Genomic DNA, 23,032 nt, shown 5'->3' with positions numbered 1-23,032 from the left:
CCCGGTTCGACCCCCTCCCCGACGGCCCCGTCGCCGTCGGGGTGTCGGTCGTGCCGCGCAGCGAGGGCGCGGTGCTCGCCGCCGCGGTCGAGGCCCTCGAGGCCGCCGCGCGGGAGGACGGCGTCCGTCCCCTCAGCGAGGAGGCCGAGCTCCGGCTGCGGCACGGCGGGCCGGACGACGGCCGGGACGTGCTCCTGCACCACGCGGACGGCCCGGCGGGCTACGCGCGCCTGGACCGGGACGGCGACGGCTGGCAGGCCGAGTTCGTCGTCCACCCCCGCTTCCGCCGCCGCGGGCTGGGCGCGGCGTTGGCCGCCCAGCTCGAGGAGCTGGCCGGGGACGACCGGCTGGCCGTCTGGGCGCACGGCGAGCTGCCCGGGTCCACCGAGCTGGGCACCGCCCGCGGCTGGACCCGCGCCCGCACCCTGCTGCAGATGCGGATGCCGCTGGCCGGTGTCGACCCCGACCCCTCGCCCGCGCTGCCCGACGACGTCGTCGTCCGGCCCTTCCGCCCCGGGGTGGACGAGGACGCCTGGCTGGCCGTCAACGCCGCCGCCTTCGCTCACCACCCCGAGCAGGGCGGGATGACCCGCCGCGACCTGGAGCTGCGCGAGGCCGAGGAGTGGTTCGACCCGGCCGGCTTCCTGCTCGCCTGGCGCACCGGGCCCGACGGCGAGACCCTGCTGGGCTCGCACTGGACCAAGGTGCACCCGCCCGGCGAGGCGGCCGACGAGGCCGTGGGCGAGGTCTACGTGCTGGGCATCGCCCCGCAGGCGCAGGGGCTGCGGCTGGGCCGGGCGCTGACCGACCTGGGCCTGGCGCACCTGCGCGGCCGCGGGCTGGGCGAGGTGCTGCTCTACGTCGAGGCCGACAACACCGCCGCGGTCTCGCTCTACGAGAAGTCCGGCTTCACCCGGTTCTCCGCCGACGTCCAATGGCACCGCGAGGCCGTGCGCGCCTGACGACGCGCCCCCGTTCACCTGGTCGCCGTCCGCGGTCCGCCCGGGTGTGGCGCAGACCTCCGTCGGCGTTCATCCCGCGTTCACCGACGCAGCCAGATCCGTCCACCTCGGCTCCCTAGCGTCCTCCCCGTTGGACCTCACTGCCCGGCACCGACGTCCGGGCACCATCGGAAAGGCACTGAGTTGAAGCTCAGCACCAAGACGCGCGCCGTGACCCTGTCCGCGGCGTTCGCCAGCACCCTCGCGCTCGCCGCCTGCGGCGCCTCGAACGAGGGCGGCGGTGGCACCTCCGCGGACGCCTCGGGCGGCCAGGAGCAGCTGAGCGGCACCCTGAACGGCGCCGGCGCCTCCAGCCAGCAGGCCGCCGTCCAGGGGTGGGTCGCCGGCTACAACGCCCAGCAGCCCGACGTGACCGTGAACTACGACCCGGTCGGCTCCGGCGGCGGCCGGGAGCAGTTCCTCTCCGGCGGCGTGGACTTCGCCGGCTCGGACTCCCCCCTCGACGAGGAGGAGCTGACCCAGGCCGAGGAGCGCTGCGGCACCGACGGCATCTTCGAGCTGCCGAACTACATCTCGGCCATCGCCGTGGTCTACAACCTCCCCGGCGTCGACGACCTGAACCTCTCCCCCGCCACCCTGGCCGGGATCTTCACCGGCGCGATCACGACCTGGGACGACGCGGCCATCGCCGCCGACAACCCGGACGCGACCCTGCCCTCGACGTCGATCACCCCCGTGCACCGGGCCGACGACTCCGGCACCACGAACAACTTCACCCAGTACCTGTCGGCCACCGCCCCCGACGTGTGGACCGAGGAGCCGGACGGCGAGTGGCCGCTGGAGGGTGGCGAGGCCGCCAACCAGACCTCGGGCATGATCTCCGCCGTCCAGGCCGGCGAGGGCGCGATCGGCTACGCCGACGAGTCCCAGGCCGGTGACCTGGGCGTGGCCAACATCGGTGTCGGCGGCGAGTTCGTCGCGCCGTCGCCGGAGGGCGCCGCGGCCGTCGTCGAGGGCTCGGAGCTGCAGAGCGGCCGTGGCGAGTACGACTTCGCCTACGACATCAACCGCACCACCGAGAACCCCGACGAGTACCCGATCGTGCTGGTCAGCTACCACATCGGGTGCATCAGCTACGAGGACGCCGCCCAGGCCGACCTGGTCAAGTCCTTCATGTCCTACGTGATCAGCTCCGAGGGCCAGGACGCCGCCGCGTCCGCCGCCGGCAGCTCGCCGATCTCGGACTCCCTGCGCGAGCAGGCGCAGACCGCGGTCGACGCCATCACCTCCGGCAGCTGACCCCTGGCGGACGGCCCGGGCGCGCACACCGCGCCCGGGCCGTTCGCGCGTCGGCCGTCCGGCCGGCCGGCACCACCCCCGCACCACGCCCCGCACCGCCCGCCACGCCCGCACGGAGTCCACGTGACCTCGCTCGACACCCAGCGCCGCAAGGACGCCCAGCCGCCCAAGCCGGTCCGCAGCCCCGGTGACCGCACCTTCGCCGGGCTGTCCACCGGCGCCGGCATCCTCATCCTGCTCGTGCTCGCCGGGGTGGCCGCCTTCCTGGTCTCCGAGTCCCTCGACGCCATCTCCGCCCCGGCCGAGGACATCGCCGGCGGCGAGGGCGTCTGGGCCTACGTCGGCCCGCTCGTCTTCGGCACCCTGGTCGCCGCCGTCATCGCGCTGGTGGTCGCCACCCCGCTGGGCGTGGCCATCGCGCTGTTCATCACCTACTACGCGCCCAAGCGGGTCGCCGCGACGCTGGGCTACCTGATCGACCTGCTGGCCGCCATCCCCAGCGTCGTCTACGGCTTCTGGGGCCTGGCCGCGCTCGCGCCGGCGATGGTGCCCTTCTACGCCTGGGCCGAGGACAACCTGTCCTTCATCCCGTTCTTCGCCGGCCCCGCCTCCGCGACAGGCCGCACGATGCTCACCGCCGGCCTGGTGCTGGCGATCATGATCCTGCCGATCATCTCGGCCATCTCCCGCGAGGTCTTCTCCCAGGCCCCGGCGCTGCACCGCGAGGCCGCGCTGGCCCTGGGCGCCACCCGCTGGGAGATGATCAAGATGGCGGTGCTGCCCTACGGCAAGTCCGGCGTCATCGGTGGCTCGATGCTCGGCCTGGGCCGCGCGCTCGGCGAGACCCTCGCGGTCGCCATCGTGCTGTCGGTCTCCGGCGGCGTGACGTTCAACCTGATCAGCTCGTCGAACCCCTCCACGATCGCGGCGAACATCGCGCTGCAGTTCCCCGAGTCCAGCGGGCTGGGCGTCAGCACGCTGATCTTCACCGGCCTCGTGCTGTTCGTGATCACCCTCGCGGTCAACATGCTCGCCCGGTACGTGGTCAACCGCCGGGCCGACTTCTCCGGAGCGAACTGATGACCACCACGGCCCCCACCCGCCCCGAGGCGCCCGAGCCCGAGGCGCCCGCCGTCCGCACCCGGCGGGGCCTGCCCCGCTTCGGCGGCACCGGGCTGTTCGTCGCCGGCCTCGTCGTCGCCGGCCTGCTCACCGCGCTGTCGGGCTGGTCCTGGGGCCTGTTCGCCGTCTACGGCATCGTGCTGGGCACCCTGGTCACCTACGTCGGCTCCCGGGTCGTCGAGGGCCCCCGCAAGGCCACCGACCGGCTGGTCACCTGCCTGGTCAGCTCCGCGTTCGCCATCGCCATGGTGCCGCTGGTCTCGCTGGTCTACACCGTGGTCAGCAACGGCATCACCCGGCTGGACGGCACCTTCTTCACCAACTCGATGGTCGGCGTCGTCGGCGAGGGCGGCGGTGCCTACCACGCCATCATGGGCACGCTGATCATCACCGCCCTGGCCGCGCTGATCTCGGTGCCGATCGGCCTGCTGGCCGCGATCTACCTGGTCGAGTACGGCCGCGGCAAGCTGAAGAAGGCCCTGACGTTCTTCGTCGACGTCATGACCGGCATCCCGTCGATCGTCGCCGGCCTGTTCGCCTACGCGTTCTTCGTGATCTTCTTCGGCCCCGGCGTCCGGTTCGGCCTCGGCGGCGCGGTGGCGCTGTCGGTGCTGATGATCCCGGTCGTCGTCCGGTCCTCCGAGGAGGTGCTCAAGCTCGTCCCCAACGAGCTGCGCGAGGCCTCCTACGCCCTGGGCGTGCCGAAGTGGCGCACGATCACCAAGGTCGTCATCCCCACCGCCATCGCAGGCCTGGGCACGTCGGTGACGCTGGCCATCGCCCGCGTCATCGGCGAGACGGCCCCGCTGCTGGTGATCGTCGGCATCACCGCGGCCACCAACTTCGACCCCTTCGACGGGCGCATGGCCACCCTGCCGGTCTACGCCTACTACCAGCTCACCCAGCCGGGCGTGCCGCCGCAGTTCGGCATCGACCGGGCCTGGACAGCGGCCCTGGTGCTCATCATCATCGTCATGGCCCTCAACGTCGTGGCCCGCCTGATCAGCCGATTCTTCGCCCCCAAGACCGGTCGCTGACCGAGGAACCAGGAGTAAAGGACCAGACATGGCCAAGCGCATCGACGTCTCGGACCTCGACATCTTCTACGGCAACTTCAAGGCCGTGGAGGGCGTCAACGTCTCCATCGAGCCGCGCAGCGTCACCGCGCTGATCGGCCCCTCGGGGTGCGGCAAGTCCACCTTCCTGCGGTCGCTGAACCGCATGCACGAGGTGATCCCCGGCGCCCGCGTCGAGGGCAAGGTCGTCATCGACGGCCAGGACCTCTACGGCTCCGACGTCGACCCGGTCGACGTCCGCCGCCAGATCGGCATGGTCTTCCAGCGGCCCAACCCGTTCCCGACCATGTCCATCTACGACAACGTGGTCGCCGGCGTCCGGCTCAACGCCCGCAAGATGAAGAAGAGCGACCTCGACGACCTGGTCGAGTCCTCCCTCAAGGGCGCCAACCTGTGGAACGAGGTCAAGGACCGCCTCGACCGGCCCGGTTCGGGCCTGTCCGGAGGCCAGCAGCAGCGCCTGTGCATCGCCCGCGCGATCGCCGTCCAGCCCGAGGTGCTGCTCATGGACGAGCCCTGCTCGGCCCTGGACCCGATCTCGACGCTGGCCATCGAGGACCTGATGACGGAGCTGAAGGACCGCTTCACCATCGTCATCGTCACCCACAACATGCAGCAGGCCGCCCGCGTCAGCGAGCAGACCGGCTTCTTCAACCTCAACGGGGTGGGCCAGCCCGGTCGGCTGATCGAGTTCAACCCGACCGAGAAGATCTTCTCCAACCCCGACCAGAAGGCCACCGAGGACTACATCTCGGGCCGCTTCGGCTGAGCCGGCACCCACCACGGAGCCCCCGTCGACCACCGGTCGGCGGGGGCTCCGTCGTCCCCGCAGGCTCGCCCGTCGAGTGGCGCCAGGGCCGCGCCGACCTGTGGTGGTGGGACCGGGAGCGCGGGCCGGTCAGCCGCAGGTGGCGGTGGGGGCCCGGGCCGGCAGGGCGGTGTCGGGGACGGCGGCGCCCACGGCCACCGGGGACACCGGGAGGTCGGGGCTCGCGACCACCAGCTGGACGCCGCTGCCGGGCGCGGCAACCGGCTCGAGCACCGCGCCGGGGACGGCGGCGGCGACGGTGCGGGCCTGCTCCACCGCGTCGGGGGCGTAGCGCACCAGGCTGGTGGGCACCGCGGCCGGCTCGATGCCCACCGCGCCGGGCACGAAGCCCTGCGCGGCCAGCGCGGCCGCGGTGTCCGCGCCCGCGCCGGTGGCCGGGTCGGTGGTGTCGCCGGTGGCGTCCAGCACCGACACCGTCACCCCGCTCGGCGGGACGGTGACGCTGACGTCCTCGCCCGCGGCCGGGGTGGCCGGGTCGGCCGGCACCGGCGGGGGCAGCTCGCCGGTGCTGATGACGGAGTCGAACAGCTCGCGGGTGGCCGTGCCGTCGAGCACCACCGCGGCGGTGGTCGACCCGACCGGCAGGTAGCCGGGCCGGGCGACGGGCAGCGAGCTGCGCTCGACCGCGCCGGCCGGCAGCGCCCGCAGCGTGTCCGCCAGGCCGCGCAGGTCGGCCAGCGAGGTCTCCTCGTCGGTCGTGGCGACGTCGGCCGCGCCGGTCGCCAGGGACACCGCCCGCACCGGGTTGAGCAGGGTGGCGACGGTCGCGACGGGGAGCGCGTCGGTGGGGCAGGACGCCGGGACGCCGCCGCCGGCCCGGCCGAGGTCGACGTCCAGGTAGTGGTCCACGCGCAGGCCCGACAGCTGCTGCACCGCCCGCACCAGGCACCCGGGGCCGGCGGCCAGCGCCTGCGCGAGCGGCTCGGTCACCGGCTGCCGGACCTCGCCGTCGGGCGTGCGGCACAGCGGGGTGTCCACCAGGGCCGTGGAGGGGACGTCGAGGACGAGCGCGCGGTCGCCGTCACCGGTCAGCCGGAGCAGCGAGGCGCTGACCGCCGCCGCGCCCTGCTCCCCGGGGGCGCCGGTGCCCAGCACCAGCCAGGTGGTGGCGCCGTCCTGCAGCTGCGGGGCGAGGATCTCCGGCGCCGTCGTCGACAGCGCGGCGACCCGGTCGACCGAGCGGTCGGCGTAGACGTAGAGCCCGACGTAGAACCCGCCGACCAGGGCGACGAGCACCGACACCACGACGGCGACGCGGACCAGCCGGCGGTGCAGCGGGCTGCGCGCAGCCAGCCGCTCGGCGCGGGTGCGCGGCACCTCGGGGACGGGCACGTCGCGGCCCGGGATCGGAGGCAGCGGCGCGGCCGGCCGCAGCCCGGGCAGCGGCGGCACCGGTGCCGACGTCCGGGCCCGCTCGGTGCCCGGCAGCGGCGGCACGGGGGCGGACGGACGCCGACCGCGCTCGGTCCCGGGCAGCGGGGGCACCGGCGCGGACTGCCGGGTGACCGGGGCCGACGCGCGCACCGGGGGTGCGTCCTCGGCGGCCGGCACCGGGGGCAGCGTGGGCCGGGGCCCGGCGGTCTGCGCCGGCAGCGCGCTCGTACCGGGGGACGGGGCGGGGGCGACCACGATGCCGGAGGCCGGCAGCTCGCTGGTCCCGGGGGCGGCGGACACGGGCGGCGGGACCGGCGGCGGGGGCGCCGACGAGGGGCCGGACGACGGGGCCGGGCGGGCGGCCGGTGCGGTGACGGGGGGCGTCGGGGCCGAGGCGGGGCCCGGCGAGGGGTCCGGGCGGGCGGACGACGGCGGCACCGGCGGGGTCGGGGCGGACGCGGGCCCGGGCGACGGGGCCGGCCGGGCGGGTGCGGCGGCGCGGGCGACCGGGGTGGCGCGCACCGGCGGCGGACTGCTCGGCCGGGGCGGCGGCGGGGGCGTGGTGGTGTTCGGCCGCGGCGCGGACGAGGCCGGCCGGGACGGCGGCGCGGGCGAGGAGGCCCGCCGGTCGGCCCGGCGGCGCCCGCCGGTGCCGGCGACGGCGGCCTCGCGCGAGCGGGCGAGCAGCGCCTCGACGGTGAGCTGGGAGTCGGTGGTGGCGCCCCGGGCACGCGGGGGGACGGCGGGGGCCTCGTCGGGTCCCCCGCGCCTGTCCTGCTCCGCCACCGGTGTCCGCACCCCGCTGTCGTGGTCCCCCGGCCGGTCGACATGGCGATCGACCGGCTCCGCGTCGACGCCGTCCGCGGCGCCGTCCGCACAGACTACGGGCTGAACGACACCCGTGTGATTCACACGCCGTGGTCGACTTGTCGACCCGCCGTCACGACGACGGTCCTCGCGGTCGCCGCGCGGGCCGCCGCTGCGTAGCGTCCGCCCGGTGAGATTCCCGCAGCTACCGGGCCCGGCCGACCTGATCGGCGCCGCCGAGGGCCTGCGCGACCTGGTCGCCGAGTCCCTCGCCCTGGTCCCCCGGGTGGTCACCGCCGTCGGGCAGGCCGAGCAGCTGCTCACCCGGGTGGGCGCCCTGCTGGACCGGGTGGAGGCGGTGGTGGACCGGGCCGAGACCGCGGTCGCCGACGTCGCCGGCACCCGCGAACGCGCCGAGGCGGTCATCCGCGGCGTCGAGGCCACCCGCGTCTCCGCCGACGCCGCCGTGGCCGGCGCGGGCAGCACGCTGCGCGCGGCCGACGCGCTGGTCGAGCAGGCGCAGGGCACCCGGCAGGGCGCCGACGACCTCGTCGCCGGCGCGCGCTCGACCCGGGAGGGCGCCGACGCGCTGGTCGCCGAGGCCCGGGCCACCCGGGAGCGCGCCGACGAGCTGGTCGGCTCGGCCGGCGGGCTGCTGGACCGCACGAGCCCGCTGCTGGCCTCCTACGAGCCGGCGCTGACCCAGCTGGCGCCGCTGCTGCAGCGCTTCGCCGACGACCTGGACCCGGCCGAGGTCGAGGCCCTCGTGCACCTGGTCGACCGGCTGCCCACCCTGGTCACGCACCTGGACGAGGACATCCTCCCGGTGCTCGCCTCGCTGGACAACGTCGCGCCCGACGTGCACGCCCTGCTCGACACCGTGCAGGACCTCCGGGAGCTGGCGAAGGGCTTCCCGGGGTCCAAGCTGTTCCGCCGCCGCGGCGCGGAGGAGATCGCCGAGGAGGAGGCCGGGGGCAAGCGGCGCTGACCCCCGGCCTCCCTCAGCCCTCGGTCGGGTGGCCGAGGGCGCGCACGACCTCGCCGACCCGGTCGTAGCTGCGCGTGGGCTCGAGGCGGGCCAGTTCGTCGGCCACCGCGTCGGGTGCCCGGTGGTCGCGGGCCGCCTCGACCAGCTCGGCGCCGGTGGCCGGGAAGTCGGCCCGGTCCAGCCAGCGGGCCAGCTCGGCGCGCAGCTGCACGGTGGCCTGGTCGATGCCGGTCGGCGTCCCGCCGGTCAGCGTGCCGTCCGGGGCCAGGTCGACGTCGGGCTGGTCCTCCCCGCTGGGCTCCACCTCGCGGGACTCCTCGGCCCGGCCGCTGTGCCCGGACCGGGTGATGGGCTCGGCCTCGGCCGCGAGGACGTCGTCCGCCCGGGCGCCGTGCGTGCCCGAGGTCTGCCGGTCCTCGCCGGGGCCGGTCACTGCTTCTCCAGGGCGTCGGGCTTGTGCACGGCCTTCTTGCCCGACTTGTCGCTCTTGACCTCGTACTGCGGGTCGTCGTCGCTGGCCTTGACGGTGCGCCCGGCCGCCTTCGTGTCGTCGGTGATCTTGCGGGTGACGGTGCCCTCGGTCTCGGTTCCGTGGGTCTTCCAGGTGACGTCGTCACCCTTCTTCAGGTCGTCGCTCACGGTGCCCTCCTGTGCTCGCGTCCGGTGTCGCCGACCACTGCCCACGGCCGGGGGGTAGCACACCCGGCCCCGCCGGCCGGTCCGGCCGTCCCCCGTCGGGGTGAGACCGCCGCCGGACGACGGCGCAGCGCCGCGGTGCTCACGTAGCGTGGTCATCGGGCCCGGGAGATCCCCACCGTGAGCGCAGCGGATCTCACGCAGGGTGAGCACCGGCCCCGCGGACGCCGGCCCGGTCGGTCCCCTCCCCCGGGACCGGCCGGGTCGGCCCGTCCCGCCCCCTAGGCTGGCCGGTCGTGACCGACCCGACCGGCGCCCGCCCCGTCGACGTGCTGACCGTGGTCTCCTCCGCCCCGGTCACGCCCTCCGTCGTCCGGGTCACCCTGCGCGGCGCCCCCGAGGTGGTCGCCGCCGCCGACCCCACCCTCGCCGTGCTGGTGCCGCGCGTCGGCGACCGCGGGCCCGCGTGGCCGGCGGTCGCCCGCGACGGCCGGGTCGTGTGGCCGCAGGGCAGCCACGGGGTGAGCCTGCGCAGCTACACCGCGCGCCGGCAGGACCCGGCCACCGGCGAGGTCGACGTCGACTTCGTCCGGCACGGCGACGGCCCGGCCGCCGCGTGGGCCGCCGCGGCGCAGCCCGGGGACGTGCTCGGCCTGGCCAGCAGCGCCCCGCTCGGGGACCGCCCGGCCGGCTGGCTGCTGCTGGCCGCCGACGAGACCGCGCTGCCGGCCGTCGCCCGCATCCTGGCCGCCGCCGACCCGGCGACCCGGGGCACCGCCCTGCTCGAGGTGGCCGGCCCGGCCGAGGAGCAGCCGCTGCCGGCCCCGCCGGGGGTCTCGCTCCGCTGGCTGCACCGCGGGGACGCCGAGCCCGGCACGCTGCCGCTGCTGGCCGACGCCGTCGCCGCCCTCGACCCGCCGGCGGGCGCGGACGTGTTCGCCTGGGTGGCCGCGGAGTCCGCCGCCGTCCGGGCCGTGCGGGCCGACCTGCGCGGGCGCTGGGGCCTGGGCCGGGCGCAGCACCACGCGATCGGGTACTGGCGGCGCGGCCGCGCCATGTCGCCCGCGGGCTGACCTGGCCGTCGGCGCCCCCGTTCGCAGTGTTCTCACAGGTAGCGTCCAGGACGACCTCAGACCCTGTGCGCACCGTGTGCCCATGACGACGACCGCGCCCGAGCGTTCCGTGGGAGGACAGATGACCGGTTCCGTGGGCCAGCGAGCACCCGAGGCGCGGTTGCTCGTGGTCGACGACGAGCCGAACATCCGGGAACTGCTGTCGGCGAGCCTGCGCTACGCCGGCTTCGAGGTCGCCACCGCCGCCGACGGGCAGCAGGCCCTGGCCGCCGCCGCGCAGTTCCGCCCCGACCTGCTCGTGCTCGACGTGATGATGCCGGGCCTGGACGGCTTCGGCGTCGTCCGCCGGCTGCGGCAGAACGGCACGCACACCCCGGTGCTGTTCCTCACCGCGCGCGACGCCGCCGAGGACAAGGTGTCCGGGCTGACCCTGGGCGGCGACGACTACGTCACCAAGCCCTTCAGCCTCGACGAGGTGCTGGCCCGCATCCGCGCGGTGCTGCGCCGCACCCAGGGGGCCCGCAAGGTCGAGGAGGCCCCGCGCCTGGTCTTCGCCGACATCGAGCTGGACGAGGAGTCCCACGAGGTCCTCAAGGCCGGCGAGCTGATCAGCCTGTCGCCGACGGAGTTCAAGCTGCTGCGCTACCTGATGAGCAACCCGGGCCGGGTGCTGTCGAAGGCGCAGATCCTCGACCACGTGTGGAACTACGACTTCAACGGCGAGGCCAACGTCGTGGAGTCCTACATCTCCTACCTGCGGCGCAAGATCGACACCACCGAGCCCCGGCTGCTGCACACGCTGCGCGGCGTCGGGTACTCCCTTCGGCTGCCGCGCGGGAGCTGACATCGCCGCCGACACCGCGACGACCGCCGGGACGGGCGGGGAGGACACCTCCCCGCCCGTCCCGGCGTCCGCACCCGCCCCGGCGAGGGCCGCCCGGCGCCCCGCCGACCCGTGGCGCACCCGGGTGCCCCTGCGGGTGCGCCTGGTGGCGCTGCTCGTCCTCCTGGTCGCCGTCGCCCTCGCGGTGACCGGCTTCGTCGGCACCTCGATGCTGCGCAGCTACCTGGTCGACCAGCAGCAGGAGCAGCTGCGCGAACGGGTCAACTCGCTGCTGGACGTGCAGCAGGCCCAGCGGGCGTGCGGGCAGCCCGACCGGCTGGTCGGGCCCGAGCTGCTGGCCTGCGTCGACAGCGGCGGGTCCGGGGCCATCGTCAACGGTGGCAACACCTCCGGCGACGACCTGCCCGACCTGTCGGGCATCACCGCGCAGACCATCCAGCAGTACTACGACGCGCCCTTCACGCTGCAGGCCAGGGACGGCAGCACCACCTGGCTGCTGATCGCCGTGGCCCTGCCGACCGACCAGATCATCGTGGTCGGGCTTGACCTGGCCGGGGACCAGGCGACGCTGGGCCACCTGGTCGTCGTCCAGGTCGTCGTCGGGCTGGTCGTGCTGGTGCTGCTCGGGGTCACCGGCTACGTGCTGGTGCGCACCTCCCTGCGCCCGCTGGTCGAGGTCGAGCACACCGCCGCGGCCATCGCCGCCGGGGACCTCTCCCAGCGCGTGCCCGAGGGCGACGACCGGACCGAGGTCGGCCGGCTGGCCCGGGCGTTCAACGGCATGGTCGGCCGCATCGAGGGCGCCTTCCGTGCCCAGGCCGCCTCGGAGGAGCAGGCCCGGGCCTCGGAGGGGCGGATGCGCCGGTTCGTCGCCGACGCCAGCCACGAGCTGCGTACCCCGCTGACCTCGATCCGCGGGTTCGCCGAGCTGTACCGGCAGGGCGCCTACGCCGAGCCGGCCGAGACCCACCGGATGATGGGCCGGATCGAGTCCGAGGCCGCGCGGATGGGCTCCCTCGTCGAGGACCTGCTGCAGCTGGCCCGCCTGGACCAGCAGCGACCGGTCGACGCGCTGCCGGTGGACCTGGGCGAGCTGGCCGACGACGCCGTCCACGACGCCCGTGCCGTCGCCCCCGACCGGCCGATCACCCTGGACATGGACGACTCCCTCACCGACGTCCCCGTGGTGCTCGGCGACGAGGGCCGGCTGCGCCAGGTGCTGGCCAACCTGGTGACCAACGCGCTCACCCACACCCCGGCCGGCACCCCGATCACCGTGCGGGTGGCCGAGGACCCGGCCGACCCCGACGTCGTCCTGGTCGCGGTCGCCGACGAGGGCCCGGGCCTGCCGCCCGAGGACGCCGAGCGGGTGTTCGAGCGCTTCTACCGCGCCGACGCCTCCCGGGCGCGGGTCGCCGGCGGCAGCGGGCTGGGCCTGTCGATCGTCTCCTCGCTCGTCGCCGCGCACCACGGCACGGTCACCCTCACCACCGCCCCCGGGCAGGGCGCCACCTTCACCGTCCGGCTGCCCCGCACGGGCCCGACCGGTCAGGACTGACCGCCCGGGTGCCAGACTCCCCCGGGTGACCACGACACCGTCGTCCTGGGGCGCGTCCCCGCAGGACACCTTCACCCCCGACCCGGAGCTGCAGGCGGCGGTCACCGAGCTGGGCAGCGCCGTGCGGGACCTGCTGGAGACCAGCGTCGCCACCACCGTGCCCCCCGCCGAGCAGGCCGACGTCGCCGCCCGCCTGCGCGAGCTCACCGCACGGCTGGCCACCGCCACCCGCGACCGGCACACCCTGTCCGCGCTGGACGACCTGCCGACCTTCCGCCGCACCTACTCCCCCGTCTCCGGCGCCGGCCACGGGTTCGCCCCGCCGGTGCGGTTCCGGCGCGAGGGCGACGCCGTGGTCGGCGAGTGCACCCTGGGGCTGCGGCACGAGGGCCCGCCCGCGCACTCCCACGGCGGGATGACCGCGATGCTCATGGACCAGCTGCTGGGCAGCACCGCGTTCCTCGCCGGCCGGTGGGGCATGACCGCGCACCTGGGCCTGGAGTACCGCGGCGCCGTCCCGCTGCAGACCCCGCTGGTGCTCGTCGGCCGGGTCGCCGAGACCTCCGGCCGCAAGACCGTCGTCACCGGCACCGTCGCGCTGGCCGCCGAGCCCGACCGCGAGCTGGTCCGCGGCGAGGGCGTGTTCGTGTCCCCGCGCCCCGAGCTGCTGGAGCGCTACTTCGGTGACCTGACCACCGCCGACGGCCAGCGGGCCCCGGGCCACGCGGAGGCCGCGACCGACGGCACCGCCCCGTGAACGACGTCCAGGTCGCGGTCGCGGCCGCCCGCGCCGCGGCCGAGGTGCTGCTGCCGCTGCGGGACGGCGACCTGCGCGACGGCGCGCTCGGGGACGCCGGGGACGCCGCCGCCCAGCGGGCGATCGCCGCGGTGCTGGCCGCGCACCGCCCGGGCGATGCCGTGCTCAGCGAGGAGGCCGCCGACGACCCCGCACGGCTGACCGCGGACCGGGTGTGGGTGGTCGACCCGCTCGACGGCACCAAGGAGTACCGCGCCGGTGGCCGGCACGACTGGGCGGTGCACGTCGCGCTGTGGGAGCGAGGCCCCGGTGACCTCACCGTCGGCGCGGTCGGCCTGCCCGCGTTGGGCGAGGTGCTGGCCACCGACCCGGCGCCCGTCGTCCCCCCGGTGCCGGCCGGGCCGCTGCGGGTGGCGGTGTCCCGGTCCCGCGCCCCCGAGGTCGCCCGGGCCGCCGCGGCCGCGCTGGACGCCGTCCTGGTGCCGCTGGGGTCGGCCGGCTACAAGACGCTGGCGGTCGTGCGCGGCGAGGCCGACGCCTACGTGCACGCCGGTGGGATGTACCAGTGGGACTCCGCCGCGCCGGTCGCCGTCGCCCGGGCCGCGGGGCTGTGGACGTCGCGGCTGGACGGGTCGCCGCTGGTCTACAACGCCCAAGACGCGTGGCTGCCCGACCTGGTGGTGTGCCGCCCCGAGCTGGCCGACCGGGTGCTGGCTGCGGTGCGCTGAGGCCCGTACCGGACACTGGTCGCCGGAATCCGCACCACACCGCTGTGGTTGGAGGTCCTGACCGCCGTCCCCGAGTCCCGGAGCGCCCGCGCGTGACCACCACCGCCGACCTGCACCTGACCCAGCTGCAGACGCTCGAGGCCGAGTCCGTCCACGTGCTGCGCGAGGTCGCCGCCGAGCTGGAGCGGCCGGTGCTGCTGTTCAGCGGCGGCAAGGACTCCATCGTGATGCTGGAGCTGGCCCGCAAGGCCTTCGCGCCGGCCCGCATCCCGTTCCCGGTGATGCACGTGGACACCGGCCTGAACTTCCCCGAGGTGCTGGCCTTCCGCGACCGCCGGGTGGCCGAGCTCGGCGTCGAGCTGGTGGTGGCCTCGGTGCCCGACGCGATCGCCGCCGGCACCGTGCGCGAGGAGCCCAACGGCTCGCGCAACCGCATCCAGACCCCGGTGCTGCTCGAAGCGGTGGAGCAGCACGGGTTCACCGCGCTGTTCGGCGGGGCCCGCCGCGACGAGGACAAGGCGCGGGCCAAGGAGCGGGTGTTCAGCTTCCGCGACGAGTTCGGCCAGTGGGACCCCAAGAACCAGCGGCCCGAGCTCTGGGACCTCTACAACGGCCGCATCCACCTCGGCGAGTCGATCCGGGTCTTCCCCCTGTCGAACTGGACCGAGCTGGACATCTGGTCCTACATCGCGCAGGAGCAGATCGCGATCCCCGAGCTGTACCTGGCGCGCGAGCTCGACGTCGTCGACCGCGGCGGCATGCTCTACGCGGTCAACGAGTTCATCACGGCCAAGCCCGGCGAGACGGTGACCCGGGAGTCGGTGCGCTACCGCACCGTCGGCGACGCGAACCTGACCGCCGCGGTGCGCTCGACCGCGTCGACGGTCGAGGAGGTCATCGCCGAGATCGCGGTCACCCGGCTGACCGAGCGCGGCGCCACCCGCGGCGACGACAAGGTCAGCGACGCCGCCATGGAGGACCGCAAGAAGGAGGGCTACTTCTGATGCCGGTCCGCACGGCGGCGCCGGCGCAGCAGCCACCACAGCACGCCCACCAGCAGCACCAGGCCGGTCAGCCAGCCCACCACCTCGGGCGTGCGCGGGCCCAGTGCCCCGCCGAGCAGGTGGTCGACCAGCGAGGTGGCGCCGTAGCCGGCCAGGTAGCCGACCACCACGACCAGCAGGCCGGGCACCAGCGGCGCGAGGAACACCCGGTCAGCGTCCGCCCCGGTGCGCTCCCCAGCCAGCCAGACACCCAGGAGGTGGCCGCGTGAGCGCCCCCGTCGACGACCTGTCCACCGCCGCCGCGGAGATCGCCACCGCCCGCAAGGACATGCTGCGCATCGCCACCGCGGGCTCGGTGGACGACGGCAAGTCCACCCTGATCGGCCGGCTGCTCTACGACTCCAAGGCCGTGCTGGAGGACCAGTACGAGGCCATCTCCCGGGCCTCGCGCGGTGACCACGTCGACCTGTCGCTGCTCACCGACGGCCTGCGCGCCGAGCGGGAGCAGGGCATCACCATCGACGTCGCCTACCGGTACTTCACCACCCCCCGGCGCACGTTCGTCCTCGCCGACACCCCCGGGCACGTGCAGTACACCCGGAACATGGTCACCGGCGCCTCCACCGCGGACCTGGCGATCGTGCTGGTCGACGCCCGCAAGGGCATGCTCGAGCAGTCCCGCCGGCACGCGTTCCTGGCCGCGCTGCTGCGGGTGCCGCACCTGGTGGTCGCGGTGAACAAGATGGACCTCGTCGACTGGTCCCAGGACGTCTTCACCGCCATCCGCGACGAGTTCACCGCCTTCGCCGCCCGGCTCGACGTCCCCGACGTCACCGTCGTCCCCATCTCGGCGCTGGCCGGGGACAACGTGGTGACGCCGTCGCAGAACATGCCCTGGTACGACGGCCCGTCGCTGCTGCACCACCTCGAGGAGGTCGAGGTCGGCAGCGAGCTGGTGCACACCGGCCTGCGCTTCCCGGTGCAGTACGTCATCCGGCCGCAGTCCGACGCGCACCGCGACTACCGCGGCTACGCCGGCAGCGTGGCCAGCGGCGTCGTCCGGGTGGGGGACGCCGTCCAGGTGCTCCCCAGCGGCCTGACGACGACGGTCGCGGCCATCGACGGGCCCTCCGGTCCGCTGGAGCAGGCGTTCGCGCCGATGGCGGTCACCGTCCGGCTGGCCGACGACGTGGACGTCTCCCGCGGCGACCTGCTCTGCCCGGTCCAGGACGCCCCCACGGTCACCCAGGACCTGGAGGCGGTCGTGTGCTGGATGACCGACGAGCCGCTGCGCGACCGCCGCAAGCTGGTGCTCAAGCACACCACCCGCTCGGTGCGGGCGATCGTGAAGTCGGTGCACCACCGGCTGGACGTCAACACCCTCGACCACGACGTCGAGGCCGGCGAGCTGGGCCTCAACGACATCGGCCGGGTCACCCTGCGCACCACGCAGCCGCTGTTCGTCGACGACTACGCCCGCAACCGGGCGACCGGCCGCTTCATCCTGGTCGACGAGGCCACCAACGCCACCGTCGGCGCCGGCATGCTCTGACGCCGCTCGACCCGACCCGTCACACGACGCCGGGGACCCGTTCCCGCGCGGAAACGGGTCCCCGACGTCGCACGACGGCGGCTACGCGGCGGTGGACTCCGCGGTGCTGGCCCCGGTCTCGCCGGCCGCGACCTTCAGGGCGCGCTTGGTGAGCAGGCGGGCCAGGTGCGAGCGGTACTCGGCGTCGGCGTGCATGTCCGACGACGGCGAGGTGCCCTCGGCGGCGAGCTCCGCGGCCTCCTCGATGCTCTTCCCCTCGGCCAGCGCGGCCTCCACGGCCGAGGCCCGCAGCACGACGCCGCCCATGTTGGCCAGCGCCACCCCGGTCGAGCCGTCGGGCAGGTGCACCGCGGCGGCGGCCACGATCGGCCAGTCGTTCTCCCGGCGGGTGAACTTCTCGTAGCCCCAGCCGCCGGCGCCGGTGCGCGGCACCCGCAGCTCGACCACGAGCTCGCCCTCCTCCATCGCGGTCTCGAAGAACCCGAGGAAGAACTCGGTGATCGGGATGGAACGCCGGCCCGACGGGCCCTGGACCACCACGGTCGCGCCGAGCGCCAGCAGCGCCGTGGGCAGGTCGGAGGCGGGGTCGCAGTGCGCGACCGTGCCGCCGAGGGTGCCCTTGTGCCGGACCTGCGGGTCGCCGACCCGGGACGCCACGTGCGGCAGCAGCGGCACCTCGGCCTGCGCGACCTCGGACTTCTCCAGCTCGTGGTGCCGGGTGGTGGCGCCGATGGCGACCTCGTCGCCCTCGACCCGCACGTAGGACAGCTCCTGCACCCCGGAGATGTCGATCAGCACCGACGGCACGGCCAGCCGCAGCTTCATGATCGGCAGCAGCGAGTGCCCGCCGGCGAGGACCTTGGCGTCCTCGCCGTGCTCGGCCAGGGCGGCCACCGCCTCGTCGACGGTGGAGACCCGGACGTAGTCGAACGGCGCGGGGATCACGACCGCTCCTCGCTGACGCTCGTCGGGATCGTGACCCCGGGGGCAGTGTTCATGGACCTCGCACGCTCGGTCACGCGGTCACCTCCTGCTTGGCCGCGGGGACCTGGCCCGCGGCGGGGCCGGACTCGGCGGCCTTGAGCACCGCCCGCACGATGTTGTGGTAGCCGGTGCACCGGCAGAGGTTGCCCTCCAGGCCCTCGCGGACCTCGCGGTCGGTGGGGTTCGGGTTGTCGGCCAGCACGCCGACGGCGGCCATCACCATGCCCGAGGTGCAGAACCCGCACTGCAGGCCGTGCTCGGACCGGAACGCCGCCTGCACGGGGTGCATCTCGCCGTCGGTGGACAGCCCCTCCAGCGTGGTCACCTCCGAGCCCTCGGCCTGCAGCGCGAGCACCGTGCAGCTCTTGACGGTCAGCCCGTCGACGATCACGGTGCACGCCCCGCAGGACGTGGAGTCGCAGCCGATGTTGGTCGCGGTCAACCCCAGGTTGTCCCGCAGGTGGTGGGCCAGCAGGGTGCGCGGCTCGACCTCGTCGGTCCGCTGCTGCCCGTTGACGGTCATCGAGACCTGCATCAGTTGGTGCTCCCCTTCTGGGCGCCGGAGTTCTGGGCTTCGCGGATCGCGCGCCAGACGCGCATGGAGGTGGCGGGCATGTCGACGTGCCGGACGCCGAGGTGGGCGACGGAGTCGACGACGGCGGACTGCACCGCCGGGGTGGAGCCGATGGTCCCGGCCTCGCCGATGCCCTTGGCGCCGAGCGGGTTCATCGGGGTGGGCGTGGCCATCTCGACGAGCTCGAAGCTGGGCAGCTCGGTGGCGGAGACGAACGGGTAGTCGGCGAACGTCGAGGTCTGCGGGTTGCCGTCCTCGTCGTAGAGGATCTCCTCCAGCAGCGCCTGGCCGACGCCCTGCGCGATGCCGCCGTGCCGCTGACCCTCGGCCAGCAGCGGGTTGATGATCGTGCCCGCGTCGTCGACGGTGACCAGCCGGGTGACCACGGCCTTGCCCGACTCGACGTCGGTCTCCACGACGGCGACGTGCGCGCCGAAGGGGAAGGTCGGCGCGTTGGCGGTGAACGTGGTCTGCACGATCAGCTGCTCGTCGGCGGCCAGCTGGGCCCAGGTGACGCCCGTGCCGGGCGTGCCCTTGACCGACAGGCCGGCGTTGGCGAGGTCCACCTCGAGGTCGTCGGGGTTGGCCTCCAGCAGCTCGGCGGCGCGCTTGCGGGCCACCTCGACCAGCTCGACGGCGGCCTGGTGCACCGCGGCGCCGCCCTGCTGCAGCGAGCGGGAGCCCATGGTGCCGCCGCCGTCGGGGACCTTGTCGGTGTCGCCGTGCAGCACGGTGATCTTCTCGACCGGGATGCCCAGCTGCTCGCTGGCCAGCATCGCCCAGGTGGTGGCGTGGCCCTGGCCGTGCGGCGAGGTGCCGGTGAGCACGGTCGCCGTCCCGTCGGGGTGGACCTCCAGCTCAGCGTTCTCCGACGTCCCGTGGCCGGAGTCGGCCCCGGTGATCTCGACGTAGGCCGACACCCCGATGCCCAGCTGCCGGACGTCGCCGCGCTCGCGGCGGCGGGCCTGCTCGGCCCGCAGCTCGGCGTAGCCGGCGGCCTCGAGCACGCGGTCGAGCGCGGCCTCGTAGTCGCCGCTGTCGTAGGTGGCGCCCGAGGAGGTCTGCACCGGCTCGGTGAAGGCGGGGATGAAGTTGATCCGGCGCACCTCGGCCGGGTCCATGCCGATCTCGGCGGCGAACAGGTCCATCGCCCGCTCGACCGCCGCGGTGGCCTCGGGCCGGCCGGCGCCGCGGTAGGCGCCGATCGAGGTGCCGTTCGTGGCGTAGCAGGTCGCCTGCGCGTGCACCTTGGGGATGTCGTAGACCGCGGCGGCCATGAGCATCGTCAGGGTGGGCAGCACGGTGCCGATGCGCGGGTAGGCGCCGCAGTCCTGGGTGACCTCGAGGCTGTAGGCGGTGACCTTGCCGTCGCGGCTGCCGCCGATGGTGACGACCTGGTCCTGGGCGCGGCCCTGGAGCATCCCGGTCATGTTCTCCGAGCGGCTCTCGCTCCAGCGGACCGGACGGCCCGCCTGCTGGGCCAGCCACGCGACGAAGGCGTACTCCTGGTCGGCGCCGATCTTGGCGCCGAACCCACCGCCGACGTCGGGGGTGATCAGGTGCACCAGCGCGGGGTCGAGGTCCAGCCAGCCGGCGATCTGGCCCTTGGCCTGCTGGGCGCCCTGGTTGGTGCACCAGATGGTCACCCGGCCGTCCTCGCCCCAGGCGGCCGAGGCGGCACGTGTCTCCAGGGGTGCGGCCGCGACGCGCTGGTTGGTGATGGCGCGGGAGACGACGACCTCGCAGTCGGCGAAGAAGTCCTCGGGCGCGGGCTCGCCGAAGGCGGCCACCTTGTTGGTGCCGACCTCGGGGAACAGCACCGTCTCGTCGGTGGCGGCGGCCCGGGTGGTGACCACGGCCGGCAGCGGGTCGATGTCGACCACGACCTGCTCGGCGGCGTCCTCGCCCTGGTACCGCTCCTCGGTGAGGACGACGGCGACCAGGTCACCCACGAAGTGCACGCGGCCACCGACCGGGACCAGCCACGGACGGGAGAAGCCGGCGTCGAGGAAGGGCAGCGGCGGGGGTACGGGCTTGAGGTCGCCGAGGTCCTCGGCGGTGTAGACGGCCACGACGCCGGGGGCCTCCCGGGCGGCCGAGGCGTCGACCGAGGTCACGGTGCCGTGGGCGACGTTGGACCGGACGAAGGTGGCGTGCAGGGCGCCGGCGAGGCGCTCGTCGGTGAGGTCGTCGGTGTAGACCGCCCCACGGGTCAGGAAGAGGGGGTCCTCCGTGCGGACGACCCGGGTGCCGAGGATGCTCATGCGCTCGCTTCCGTAGCTGGACGACGGGTGGGGCGCGCCCCGCGGACGGGGTGCTCGACGTCACTCTCGCACGTCGCGTGTGAGCAGGACCACCCTGGTCGGCACCCGGTGCCACGCCTGTGGTCCCCTGGCGCGGTGCGCACCGCCCCGGCCCCCACCCGGACCCGCGGACGGCTGCTGCTGGTCCTGGTCGCCGTCGTCGTGGTGGCGCTCAACCAGCGCCCCGCGCTGGTCGGCGTCGCCCCGCTGCTCGGCGACCTGCGGGCCGACACCGGCCTGTCCAGCGCGCTGGCGGGGCTGCTGACCGCGCTGCCGGTGCTGTGCTTCGGCGCCTTCGCGCCGGTGGCGCCGCAGCTGGCCCGCCGGGTCGGCCTGGGGACGGCGGTCGCGGCGTCCCTGGTGCTGCTGGGCGCCGGGACGGCGCTGCGCCTGCTGCCCCCGGTGACCGCGCTGTACGCCGGCACCGTGGTGGCCGGCGGGGCGATCGCGGTGGCCAACGTGCTGGTGCCTGCCTACGTGAAGCGGGAGTTCGCCGAGCCCGGCCTGGTGATGGGCGTCTACTCGGCCGCGCTGAACGTCGGGGCCGCGCTGGCCGCGGGGCTGACCGTGCCGCTGGGCCTGGCGCTGGGCTGGGGCTGGCGCGGGTCGCTGGCGGCGTGGGGGCTGCTCGCCGTCCTGGCGCTGGCGGTGTGGCTGCCGGTGGCCGGGACCGGGCGGGCCGACCGGGCCGCCGCCCCGCCCGGGACGGCGTGGGGGCTGCTGCGGCACGCCCTGGCCTGGCGGGTGACGCTGTTCCTGGGCATGCAGAGCATCCAGTTCTACGGCCTGAGCGCCTGGCTGCCGACGCTGCTGGTCGACGCGGGGCTCGAGCTCGCCGACGCCGGGCTGATGCTGGCGGTGGCCACGGTGACCGGCGCGGTCGGGGCGTTCCTCGGCCCGACGCTGGCCGGGCGGCTGCAGGTGCGCGGCCGGGGTCAGCGGCCGCTGGTCGGGGTGGTGCTGGCCTGCTACCTCGCCGGGCTGACCGGCCTGCTGCTGGCCCCGGCGAGCGCCACGGTGGTGTGGGTGGCGGTGTTCGGGGTCGCGCAGGGCGGCGGGTTCGCCCTGGGCCTGACCCTGGTGGTGCTGCGCAGCGCGACGCCGCTGACCGCGGCCCGGATGGGCGGGGTGGCGCAGTGCCTGGGCTACCTGGTCGCGGCGACCGGGCCGGTGGTGCTGGGCGCGCTGCACGACCTCACCGGCGGCTGGGCGTGGTCGATCGGGCTGCTGCTGGTCCTGCTGGTGCCCATGGCGTGGGCGGGGTGGGGTGCGGCCCGCGCCGTCGTCCTGCCGGAGGCGGCGCGGGCCTGAGGATCACTCCGTCGGGTCGGGCGCCTGGGCGGCCTCGCCGTCCCAGTCCTTGCCGGCGTTCTGGGCGTTGACCGACGCGCTGTCGGTCTGCTCGGCGACGGCCTCGACCATCTCGCGGTCGCTGACCCCCTCGCCTGCGGCGTGGGTCTCGGCGCTGTGCTTGCTCATCGGTGGAGCCCTTCGTCGGTGGACGGTCCAGCAGACCCTCCCCGCCAGCAGGTCACGGCAAACCGCCCGCCGGAGCCCGGGAGATCAGGTCGACGCACGCCTGGCGAAGCGCCGGGAGCCCGGCGAGGCAGCGGTCGCTTCGAGCCGCCAGGTCCGTCGGACCCCTGAGGCCGGTCAACCCCGCGGCCAGGTCGGCGAACGGTGCGCCGTCGCCCCGCCCGAGCGCCACCGCGCACCGGGCCGCCGAGACGACCGTCCAGAAGACCGCCTCGCGGTGCAGACCGGCGTCCACCAGCTCCGCGCCGCTGCCCAACGCCACTGCGCGTGCCCACGCCGAGAGGTCCGCGGAGAAGGGCAGGTCCACGTCGTCGACCCCGTCCGCCGGCCACGCGGCGGTCAGGTCGGCGAGCGCGGCGCGCACGGCAGCAGGCCCCGGGTCCTCCGGTACCAGCAGGTCGACCAGCCATGCGTAGGTCTCCGCGTCGAGCACCTCGCGAGTCGCCGCGTACCGCCGGCGGACGGTCGGGGTGCGCAGGGCAGCGATCAGCGGCGCCTGGGTGGGCAGGCTGATCGGGAACACCCACCCGAGGACGGCGGCAGCCCACGAACCGGCCGGTCCGGCGGCAGCCAGACGGTGCCGCACCAGCTCCAGCACGTCGTCCACTCGGCCCAGGACGGCGTCCGGCGCGGTGAACCCCGGTGCGATGCGGTCCTCGAGCCGCCGCAGCGCACCGGTCGGGTCGGCGAGCACGAACCCTCCGCGGAAGGACGGCGCCAACCAGTGCGTGCGGGCCACCCGCTCCTCGTCGGCGAGCTCGGCGACGTCCAGCAGGGTGGTCTCCACGACGAGCTCCCCGATACGGGCCTTGCGTCGTCCACCCGTCGTCCCAGCCAGCACCACGGTGACGTCGATGTCGGAGGTCGCAGGCACCTCGTCGTCCGGCTCGAGATCGGTGACCGAGCCGGCGAGGAACGCCCCGCGGAGAGCTGGATCGCCCGACCACCGTCCGAGGACGGCGTCCGCGGCCGCGGCGACGGCCCCGGCCGCCCTCATGCACCCACCCCCGTGATGATCATCGTCTG

23 protein-coding genes are annotated in these 23,032 nt (G+C 75.2%); 14 read left to right on the top strand and 9 right to left on the bottom strand.

Features of this window, described 5'->3' with window-relative positions; genetic code table 11:
• The first annotated feature begins 50 nt into the window (after positions 1 to 50).
• From mshD to pstB, 5 genes are all read left to right on the top strand, one after another.
• Positions 51 to 962, top strand: coding sequence for a mycothiol synthase (gene mshD, locus BM158_RS04550; RefSeq protein WP_091556315.1), 912 nt, complete (start codon positions 51 to 53; stop codon positions 960 to 962).
• 210 nt (positions 963 to 1,172) lie between these two features.
• Positions 1,173 to 2,261 carry a phosphate ABC transporter substrate-binding protein PstS gene (gene pstS, locus BM158_RS04545; protein ID WP_229827652.1) on the top strand — a complete coding sequence of 363 codons (1,089 nt, stop codon included), beginning with the start codon at positions 1,173 to 1,175 and terminating at the stop codon, positions 2,259 to 2,261.
• Between the two features lie 123 nt (positions 2,262 to 2,384).
• Positions 2,385 to 3,341 (top strand): phosphate ABC transporter permease subunit PstC, encoded by a 957-nt coding sequence (gene pstC / locus BM158_RS04540; protein WP_091555053.1) that lies wholly within the window; start codon positions 2,385 to 2,387, stop codon positions 3,339 to 3,341.
• Positions 3,341 to 4,420 carry a phosphate ABC transporter permease PstA gene (gene pstA, locus BM158_RS04535; protein WP_091555051.1) on the top strand — a complete coding sequence of 360 codons (1,080 nt, stop codon included), beginning with the start codon at positions 3,341 to 3,343 and terminating at the stop codon, positions 4,418 to 4,420. Before pstC ends, pstA begins: the two co-directional genes overlap by 1 nt.
• A gap of 28 nt (positions 4,421 to 4,448) precedes the next feature.
• The gene (pstB, locus tag BM158_RS04530; RefSeq protein WP_091061034.1) at positions 4,449 to 5,228 is read left to right on the top strand and encodes a phosphate ABC transporter ATP-binding protein PstB; all 780 of its coding nucleotides are present in this window, start codon (positions 4,449 to 4,451) and stop codon (positions 5,226 to 5,228) included.
• 129 nt (positions 5,229 to 5,357) lie between these two features.
• Here pstB and BM158_RS22260 read toward each other — a convergent pair whose 3' ends face one another.
• Complete coding sequence (locus BM158_RS22260; RefSeq protein WP_242657452.1) at positions 5,358 to 7,448, bottom strand: LytR C-terminal domain-containing protein; 2,091 nt, start codon at positions 7,446 to 7,448, stop codon at positions 5,358 to 5,360.
• A 211-nt stretch (positions 7,449 to 7,659) separates the two neighbouring features.
• Here BM158_RS22260 and BM158_RS04515 point away from each other — a divergent pair, with 211 nt between their 5' ends.
• On the top strand, positions 7,660 to 8,457 hold the full coding sequence (locus BM158_RS04515) for a hypothetical protein (protein WP_091555048.1): 798 nt from the start codon (positions 7,660 to 7,662) through the stop codon (positions 8,455 to 8,457).
• A gap of 13 nt (positions 8,458 to 8,470) precedes the next feature.
• On the opposite strand, the gene BM158_RS04510 is transcribed toward BM158_RS04515, so the two are convergent.
• Both BM158_RS04510 and BM158_RS21695 read right to left on the bottom strand, forming a co-directional pair.
• Positions 8,471 to 8,890 (bottom strand): DUF2795 domain-containing protein, encoded by a 420-nt coding sequence (locus BM158_RS04510; RefSeq protein WP_091555046.1) that lies wholly within the window; start codon positions 8,888 to 8,890, stop codon positions 8,471 to 8,473.
• Positions 8,887 to 9,096, bottom strand: a complete 210-nt coding sequence (locus BM158_RS21695) for a hypervirulence associated TUDOR domain-containing protein (protein WP_165628836.1) — start codon at positions 9,094 to 9,096, stop codon at positions 8,887 to 8,889. Before BM158_RS21695 ends, BM158_RS04510 begins: the two co-directional genes overlap by 4 nt.
• A gap of 293 nt (positions 9,097 to 9,389) precedes the next feature.
• Here BM158_RS21695 and BM158_RS04500 point away from each other — a divergent pair, with 293 nt between their 5' ends.
• From BM158_RS04500 to cysD, 6 genes are all read left to right on the top strand, one after another.
• Entirely contained in the window at positions 9,390 to 10,166 is a 777-nt protein-coding gene (locus BM158_RS04500; protein WP_091555043.1) for a siderophore-interacting protein, read from the top strand.
• Between the two features lie 121 nt (positions 10,167 to 10,287).
• Complete coding sequence (locus BM158_RS04495; RefSeq protein WP_091061016.1) at positions 10,288 to 11,010, top strand: response regulator transcription factor; 723 nt, start codon at positions 10,288 to 10,290, stop codon at positions 11,008 to 11,010.
• Between the two features lie 145 nt (positions 11,011 to 11,155).
• Positions 11,156 to 12,568, top strand: coding sequence for a sensor histidine kinase (locus BM158_RS04490; RefSeq protein ID WP_229827654.1), 1,413 nt, complete (start codon positions 11,156 to 11,158; stop codon positions 12,566 to 12,568).
• A 25-nt stretch (positions 12,569 to 12,593) separates the two neighbouring features.
• Complete coding sequence (locus BM158_RS04485; RefSeq protein WP_091555040.1) at positions 12,594 to 13,325, top strand: PaaI family thioesterase; 732 nt, start codon at positions 12,594 to 12,596, stop codon at positions 13,323 to 13,325.
• Positions 13,322 to 14,053 (top strand): inositol monophosphatase family protein, encoded by a 732-nt coding sequence (locus BM158_RS04480; protein ID WP_091555038.1) that lies wholly within the window; start codon positions 13,322 to 13,324, stop codon positions 14,051 to 14,053. Before BM158_RS04485 ends, BM158_RS04480 begins: the two co-directional genes overlap by 4 nt.
• 92 nt (positions 14,054 to 14,145) lie before the next feature.
• Complete coding sequence (gene cysD, locus BM158_RS04475; protein WP_091555036.1) at positions 14,146 to 15,057, top strand: sulfate adenylyltransferase subunit CysD; 912 nt, start codon at positions 14,146 to 14,148, stop codon at positions 15,055 to 15,057.
• Here the strand turns inward: cysD and BM158_RS04470 are convergent.
• Positions 15,048 to 15,263 carry a hypothetical protein gene (locus tag BM158_RS04470; RefSeq protein ID WP_091555034.1) on the bottom strand — a complete coding sequence of 72 codons (216 nt, stop codon included), beginning with the start codon at positions 15,261 to 15,263 and terminating at the stop codon, positions 15,048 to 15,050. The genes cysD and BM158_RS04470 overlap by 10 nt on opposite strands.
• A gap of 59 nt (positions 15,264 to 15,322) precedes the next feature.
• Here BM158_RS04470 and BM158_RS04465 point away from each other — a divergent pair, with 59 nt between their 5' ends.
• The gene (locus BM158_RS04465; RefSeq protein ID WP_207506169.1) at positions 15,323 to 16,609 is read left to right on the top strand and encodes a sulfate adenylyltransferase subunit 1; all 1,287 of its coding nucleotides are present in this window, start codon (positions 15,323 to 15,325) and stop codon (positions 16,607 to 16,609) included.
• Between the two features lie 81 nt (positions 16,610 to 16,690).
• Here BM158_RS04465 and BM158_RS04460 read toward each other — a convergent pair whose 3' ends face one another.
• The 3 genes from BM158_RS04460 to BM158_RS04450 form a co-directional block, all read right to left on the bottom strand.
• Positions 16,691 to 17,554: an FAD binding domain-containing protein gene (locus BM158_RS04460; RefSeq protein ID WP_091555032.1), complete on the bottom strand. Its 864-nt coding sequence runs from the start codon at positions 17,552 to 17,554 to the stop codon at positions 16,691 to 16,693.
• A 70-nt stretch (positions 17,555 to 17,624) separates the two neighbouring features.
• Positions 17,625 to 18,128: a (2Fe-2S)-binding protein gene (locus BM158_RS04455; protein ID WP_091555030.1), complete on the bottom strand. Its 504-nt coding sequence runs from the start codon at positions 18,126 to 18,128 to the stop codon at positions 17,625 to 17,627.
• Positions 18,128 to 20,431, bottom strand: a complete 2,304-nt coding sequence (locus tag BM158_RS04450; RefSeq protein ID WP_091555029.1) for a xanthine dehydrogenase family protein molybdopterin-binding subunit — start codon at positions 20,429 to 20,431, stop codon at positions 18,128 to 18,130. Before BM158_RS04450 ends, BM158_RS04455 begins: the two co-directional genes overlap by 1 nt.
• Before the next feature lie 135 nt (positions 20,432 to 20,566).
• On the opposite strand from BM158_RS04450, the gene BM158_RS04445 reads away from it, so the two are divergent.
• The gene (locus BM158_RS04445; RefSeq protein ID WP_091555027.1) at positions 20,567 to 21,781 is read left to right on the top strand and encodes an MFS transporter; all 1,215 of its coding nucleotides are present in this window, start codon (positions 20,567 to 20,569) and stop codon (positions 21,779 to 21,781) included.
• A 3-nt stretch (positions 21,782 to 21,784) separates the two neighbouring features.
• Here the strand turns inward: BM158_RS04445 and BM158_RS21690 are convergent, their stop codons facing one another.
• The gene (locus BM158_RS21690) at positions 21,785 to 21,949 is read right to left on the bottom strand and encodes a hypothetical protein (RefSeq protein ID WP_165628835.1); all 165 of its coding nucleotides are present in this window, start codon (positions 21,947 to 21,949) and stop codon (positions 21,785 to 21,787) included.
• A gap of 52 nt (positions 21,950 to 22,001) precedes the next feature.
• Positions 22,002 to 23,003 (bottom strand): hypothetical protein, encoded by a 1,002-nt coding sequence (locus BM158_RS04440; RefSeq protein WP_091555024.1) that lies wholly within the window; start codon positions 23,001 to 23,003, stop codon positions 22,002 to 22,004.
• Between the last annotated feature and the right edge of the window lie 29 nt (positions 23,004 to 23,032).

This window comes from Klenkia taihuensis (genome assembly GCF_900112525.1).
GTDB classification, from domain to species: Bacteria; Actinomycetota; Actinomycetes; order Mycobacteriales; family Geodermatophilaceae; genus Klenkia; species Klenkia taihuensis.
Note: the sequence above shows the minus strand (reverse complement) of the source record. Positions and strands in the feature narration are given on the sequence as shown.

Excerpts from the sequence above, each read along its gene's own strand:
- pstB (WP_091061034.1), top strand. The coding sequence starts at position 4,449 with ATGGCCAAGCGCATCGACGTCTCGGACCTCGACATCTTCTACGGCAAC.
- BM158_RS04450 (WP_091555029.1), bottom strand. The coding sequence starts at position 20,431 with ATGAGCATCCTCGGCACCCGGGTCGTCCGCACGGAGGACCCCCTCTTC.
- BM158_RS04440 (WP_091555024.1), bottom strand. The coding sequence starts at position 23,003 with ATGAGGGCGGCCGGGGCCGTCGCCGCGGCCGCGGACGCCGTCCTCGGA.
- BM158_RS21690 (WP_165628835.1), bottom strand. The coding sequence starts at position 21,949 with ATGAGCAAGCACAGCGCCGAGACCCACGCCGCAGGCGAGGGGGTCAGC.
- BM158_RS04495 (WP_091061016.1), top strand. The coding sequence starts at position 10,288 with ATGACCGGTTCCGTGGGCCAGCGAGCACCCGAGGCGCGGTTGCTCGTG.
- BM158_RS04455 (WP_091555030.1), bottom strand. The coding sequence starts at position 18,128 with ATGCAGGTCTCGATGACCGTCAACGGGCAGCAGCGGACCGACGAGGTC.
- pstA (WP_091555051.1), top strand. The coding sequence starts at position 3,341 with ATGACCACCACGGCCCCCACCCGCCCCGAGGCGCCCGAGCCCGAGGCG.